The organism is Candidatus Oscillochloris fontis, from assembly GCF_004138135.1.
In the GTDB taxonomy this organism is placed as follows: Bacteria; Chloroflexota; Chloroflexia; order Chloroflexales; family Chloroflexaceae; genus Oscillochloris; species Oscillochloris fontis.
The window spans coordinates 78,053-83,796 of the sequence record NZ_RYFD01000014.1 but is presented as its reverse complement, the minus strand read 5'-3'; the positions used below and the strand labels follow the sequence as shown (position 1 = coordinate 83,796).

Genomic DNA, 5,744 nt, shown 5'->3' with positions numbered 1-5,744 from the left:
GTGGCTCGTCCATAGCGGTAGTATGCCGGATTCTACTGATTCTCGCAACTCAGGAGTGACCCACCCTGAACGGATACGTTGGGAGTTGCGCGTGAGACAACCAACTATTTACTGCACATGACCGAGACGATGCTCGATGTGGCGCGTTTGGAGACGAGTCGTTGGCGGTTGCATCTAGAACCGATCATCCTGCATGAATTGATTCACCGTGTCTGTTTACCGTTCGAGTTGGCTACGCGCCCAGATCAGGCTCAGATTCAGCACGTGGTTGATGTGGATCTGCCGCTGATCTGGGTGGATCAGATTCTCCTCCAGCGCGTGCTTATCAACCTCATCAGTAATGCAATCCGGTACACTCCGGCAAGTGGCGTGATCCAGATTAGGGCGTGGCGGCATAGTGTAGAGGAATTCGCGATCAGCGTGGAGGATAGTGGCCAAGGAATTCCTCCCGAAGCTATTCCGCACATCTTCGAGCGTTTCTACCAGGCTAGCCAGCATGGGCAGCGACGGGGCAATGGGCTAGGGCTATACTTTTGTCGTTTGGCGGTCGAGGCACATGGAGGCCGTATCGCCGTACAGAGTAAGCCAGACGAAGGCAGCCAGTTTGTGATCATCTTACCCATGCGGATCGAGCCGGAGTAGGGGGGCAATCGGCCCTCTCGCTTGATGGGGGGGCTGGGATGACTCTCAGGGGTAGAGTTTCAGCCCTCAATGGAGCTAAAAACTCTACCCTTGAAAGCGATACTTCGCTTCTACCCGCCGCCGCCGCCGCCCCCCGCCATAATGCCACCCTCGGTCATGGCGCGCACGTCGAGCAGCTCGTCCACCGTCTCGGCTTCAAGCAGCCCCTTCTCGATCACCACCTCCTTGATGCTCTTGCCCGTGGCCAGCGACTCCTTGGCCACCGCAGCACCATTGAGGTAGCCAATCGCCGGGTTGAGCGCCGTCACCAGGATTGGGTTCTTGGCCAGCCAGCCATACGCCTTCTCGCGGTTCGCGGTCAGCCCCACCACACACTTGGTGGTAAAGGCATTCATCGCCCCGATCAGGACGTGCATCATCTCAAATAGGTTATGCGCGATGATCGGCATCATCACGTTCAACTCAAGCTGGCCTGCCTGGGTGGCCAAGGAGACCGCGAAGTCGTTGCCTTGCACATGGAAGCAGGCCATGTTGAGCATCTCGGCCAGCACCGGGTTGACCTTGCCCGGCATGATGCTGGAGCCAGGCTGTACCGCCGGGAGACGGATCTCGTCGAGGCCGGTGGTGGGGCCGGAACTGAGCAGGCGGAAGTCGTTGGCGATACGCACCAGCGTGATGCAGAGCGCCCGCATACTGGCCGAGAAGTCAGCCGCGTCGCCCATGTTCTGCATGCTCTCGAAGAGGTTGCCAGAGGAGCGCAGTTCATGGCCGGTGATCTCGCTTAGCTTGGCGATCATGCGCTGATGGTACTCAGGGTGGGCATTCAGGCCAGAGCCGGTGGCGGTGCCACCGATACCCAAGCGGCGGATACGGTTCGCCGCCGTCTCGATGCGCTCCATATCGTTGCGCACCGCCAGCGCGTAGGCGGCAAACTCCTGCCCTAAACGCACCGGCACGGCATCCTGCAAGTGGGTGCGCCCCGACTTGACCACATCATCAAACTCAGCCGCCTTCTGCTCCAACGCATCGGCCAGGTCATCAATCGCTGCCATCAGTTCAGGCAAGCGCCACAAACACCCCAACCGAATCGCAGTGGGGATGGTGTCGTTGGTACTCTGGGCCATATTGACGTGATCGTTGGGGCTGACTGGCTTCTTGGGGTCGGTCAGTTCAAAGCCGAGGATCTGGTTGGCGCGGTTCGCAATAACCTCATTCAGGTTCATGTTGTGCGAAGTTCCCGCACCGGCCTGGAACGGATCAACCACAAACTGATCGGTGTGCTTCCCGGCGATCACCTCGTCGGCAGCCGCGATAATCGCCTTGGCCAACTCCGCATCGAGTAACCCCAGGTCGCAATTAACCTCAGCGGCGGCACGTTTGACCACCGCCTGTGCCCAGACGAAGGCCGGGTAGGGGCGCATTCCACTCACGGGGAAATTCATCACGGCACGCTGGGTCTGCGCACCATAGAGGGCGGCGGCAGGAACCTGCATCTCGCCCAGCGAGTCCTTTTCGATCCGATAGTTCTCGGACATAGATGCTCCTTAATATAGGTAATCGGCGGGTTGTAGCGACACAAGATCTTGTATCTCTACGGGTGCAACGGATCGAAGGGATTCTAGCATAGATCTGGATAGGTAGGGATTCCTCTTGCACGTTTGTTCGCTCTTGGGTATACTCTACACCAGAACCGTCATCCCGGAGAGTGTACTATGGGACTCGACCTGACCACCCTCAGCCAGCAGGTACGCCAGATGAGTAGCGCCACCGCTCAGGGTGCTGCGGCCAATACGGCGCGCATGGCGCGGGTAGCCGCTCGCTACCACGAAGAGACCGGCCAGGAGCAGCATTGGGCGGCGGCGGTCAATCTGAGCCGCGAATCCTTTCGTTGGCTGCTCGCACGCCCGGTCGAGCCGTTCGATACCGCCCGCGATCTGCCTGCGCTGCCCGCCAACTATGCCCTCGTTGCCAGCGATGGCTCGCAGATCGATCTGGATCGCCACGGGAGCGCCGCCTACTACCTGATCAATATCGGGCGCGTCTTTCTGCGCTATGGCGAACAACCCCTCGCTCGCCTCAGTTCGGCCCCCATGCTCTACTACCGCGATGAAGATCTCTATCTGGGTGATGGGGTCAACCGGGTCTCCATCGAGGGCAACTACCTCAGCGCCCGTCGTGATGTAGACGAAGGCGTGGCGCTCGTTGGCCTCGCCGATGAGTTCCTCACCGACGATCTGCCCGCGCTCGCGCTCCAGGATGGCACACTCATCCGCTGGACGCTCGCTGGAGCCGAACGCTTTGTGCAGACCCACTTTCTGCAACGCTACCTCGCATATCTCGATACCATGCGCCAACGCAACATCCCGGTGGCCTCCTACATCAGCCGCCCGCGCTCGCCCGAACTGGTTGGGGTTATTCGCCTGATGTTCTGCCCCGATCTGGATCTTTCCGCTGGGCGTGCGGCTGTCTGTGCCAAGTGTAGCGCGATTGATGCCACTGGGAATCCGCCCTGTGCGCCCTGTGAACGGTTGGTGGACGCTGATATTCTGGCTGCTCAACTGCGCGAAGGCCAACGCGGCCCGCTCTGTATCTCCATGAGCCGGATCAATATCGAGTCCTATGGCGACCACCTCATCCACTTCTTCTATCTGCGCATCGGGCACGAACTAGCGCGGATCGAAATTCCGCGTTGGGTCGCCCAAGATCCCGATCAGGTCGCTCTGGTTCATGCCCTGGTGTATGATCAAGCCGCCCGTGGCGCGGGCTACCCGGTGGCGCTCGAACGCGCCCACGAACAGGCGGTGGTGCGCAGCGCGGATCGCCGCACCTTCCAGCGTATGCTCGAAGGTAGCCTCTACCGCGCCGAAGCAGTGGTCGGGATGTCGGCCAAACAAGAGAGTAAGTCCTTTGTGAAGGGGTAGCTATGCTGCAACGCATCGGTGAAGTGATCGAGTCGGCCACCACCCGCTTTACCGCCGGAGTCTACACACTGCTCCAAGCGCCTACGGTCGGTACCCTCGTGCGCGCCCAGACCACCGCCAGTGATCTGTCGGTCTATGGCCTGGTCTACGAGATCCGCACCGTGAGCCGCGAACCGGGCGGACGCGCTGTGATGCGCGGGCGTACCTACAGCGGGCGCGAACTCTATGATGACGAGATCTATCAGGCTCACCCCGACCTCGCCGAAGTCCTTCAGACCGAGTTCTCTGCGCTTACCGTCGGCTTTCGCCAAGCCGAACGCTATTACCAGTACCTTCCCCCGCATCCCCCACCCGTCCACTACAGCGTCTACCCATGCGATGACGCCGAACTGGTCGCGTTTGGTGGTACCAGCGATTTCTTCCGTACCCTGCTCTTCAGCCCTCAGATCCCCGGCGATGATGTCCTGGCCACCCTCATCCGCAAGGTGGCCCAGGCGCACCCCGCTGGCCACGACTACCTGATCTGGGCCGGGCGCGAATTGGCCAGCCTGCTCAACGAAGATTATGATCGCCTGATTGCCATCCTGCGCAAGATCAAACCGTAGAGCCGCAAGATATTGTGCCTTTACGGCCCCACCCTCAATTCTGGGTGATTTGGATCAAATTGGCCTGAAATCACCCAAAATCTATGTAACCATCTCCTATTACGGTGCATCTTATGTGCGAACGATGAAATCACCCTTTGCACATCAGGAGAAAAACTGTATGCTGGCTCGCTGGTTTGGTCTACGCAAGAATCTTGGAACCCGCTACAACCCATTCTATTTCCTTGCCGCACTCGGTAATGGTGGTATGGCTGTCGCCTTTTTCATTTGGCTCAACTTCCTGATTCCGCACCCTAAAACTCCGATTATCACCTTTGATAGCATTGCTGCATTCTTGGCCAACGCCTCTCTTGTTTCGCAGGGCTTGACGCTCGCGGCAATGGCGATGATCATCTTCTTCTCCGTGCGCCACCTACGCAGCTTGGTATGGAACATCCGCGAGTTTGGCCAGTACCGCAAGACCTCGGCCTATACCGCGCTCGCCAACAGCAACAGCGCTTTCAGCCTGATGACGCGCCCGCTCACCTTTGCAATGACGGTGAACGTCCTCTTCGTCCTCGGCGCGGTCTTTGTACCTGGGCTGTGGAATGTCGTTGAGTACCTCTTCCCCTTCTCGCTGGCCGCCTTTATCGGGATCGGCATCTTCGCCATCCGCACCTTCCTGAGCTTCTTCGCACGTGCAGTTGCCACCGGCCACTTCGATTGCACCCGCAATAATCACCTCAGCCAGCTTCAGTCGGTGATGGCCTTCGTGATGGTTGGCGTGGGCGCGGCGGCTCCGGCGGCGATGAGCACCGTCAAGCTCACCGTGGCCATCGCGATCTTCACCTCGATCTTCTTCCTCGTGGCTGCGACCTTCATGGCGATCATTATGCTGGCGCTTGGCTTCCGTGGGATGCTTGAGCACGGCTTGTCCGTTGAGGCCGCGCCCAGCCTGTGGGTGCTCATCCCCATCCTGACCCTGGCTGGTATTGCGGTCATCCGCATCAACCACGGTCTGCATGCGGTCTTCGAGGCCCACACTGAGCCCTACCAGAACTTTGTCTTCACCAGCATTGTGATTGGCCTCCAGATCTTCATTGGTGTCTTCGGTTACTCGGTGATGAACCAGGTCAACTACCTACGCACCTACCTGTGGGGCGAGAGCCGCAGCCCAGGGAGCTACGCCCTGATCTGCCCCGCCGTGGCGCTCTTCGTCTTCGGGATGTTCTTTGTCCACATGGGTCTGGTGCAGAACGGTCTGGTCGAGAAGTACTCGCTGACCCACTATGCCACCATTCTGCCCTTCGCGGCGGTGCAGGTGCTGGGTATCGTGGCGATGTTCCGCCTCGATGACAAGCTCGTTCGCCCTGAACCTGCCACCAGCAAGGCCGCTGAACCTGCCCACGATGAAGTGCCTGCTACCACTAGCACCGATGTGGCGACTGCCTAACCACAATCCTCCTCGTGCAATCAGTCAAACGGGCGGGGCGGCAATTGCCGCCCCGCCCGTTTGGTTTGTAGGGGCGAAGCATCGCCCTCCAGATGACCGGGGAACCCCCACCGATGTTGGGGGCGATGCTTCGCCCCAACATGC

The 5,744-nt window shown here is 59.6% G+C and carries 5 protein-coding genes; 4 read left to right on the top strand and 1 reads right to left on the bottom strand.

Features of this window, described 5'->3' with window-relative positions:
• Positions 1–78 precede the first annotated feature (78 nt).
• Positions 79–642: a sensor histidine kinase gene (locus tag EKD03_RS07685; RefSeq protein ID WP_129629248.1), complete on the top strand. Its 564-nt coding sequence runs from the start codon at positions 79–81 to the stop codon at positions 640–642.
• A 110-nt stretch (positions 643–752) separates the two neighbouring features.
• Here EKD03_RS07685 and EKD03_RS07680 read toward each other — a convergent pair whose 3' ends face one another.
• Positions 753–2,177, bottom strand: coding sequence for an aspartate ammonia-lyase (locus tag EKD03_RS07680; RefSeq protein ID WP_129629246.1), 1,425 nt, complete (start codon positions 2,175–2,177; stop codon positions 753–755).
• A 177-nt stretch (positions 2,178–2,354) separates the two neighbouring features.
• Between EKD03_RS07680 and EKD03_RS07675 the strand changes: the two genes are divergently transcribed.
• The 3 genes from EKD03_RS07675 to EKD03_RS07665 all read left to right on the top strand — a co-directional run bounded on the left by EKD03_RS07675 (position 2,355) and on the right by EKD03_RS07665 (position 5,600).
• A complete protein-coding gene (locus EKD03_RS07675) occupies positions 2,355–3,563 on the top strand; it encodes a DNA double-strand break repair nuclease NurA (protein WP_129629244.1) in 1,209 nt (402 codons plus the stop codon).
• 2 nt (positions 3,564–3,565) lie between these two features.
• Positions 3,566–4,168 (top strand): HAS-barrel domain-containing protein, encoded by a 603-nt coding sequence (locus EKD03_RS07670; protein ID WP_129629242.1) that lies wholly within the window; start codon positions 3,566–3,568, stop codon positions 4,166–4,168.
• A gap of 160 nt (positions 4,169–4,328) precedes the next feature.
• Complete coding sequence (locus EKD03_RS07665; protein WP_129629241.1) at positions 4,329–5,600, top strand: TsoY family (seleno)protein; 1,272 nt, start codon at positions 4,329–4,331, stop codon at positions 5,598–5,600.
• The last annotated feature ends 144 nt before the right edge of the window (positions 5,601–5,744 follow it).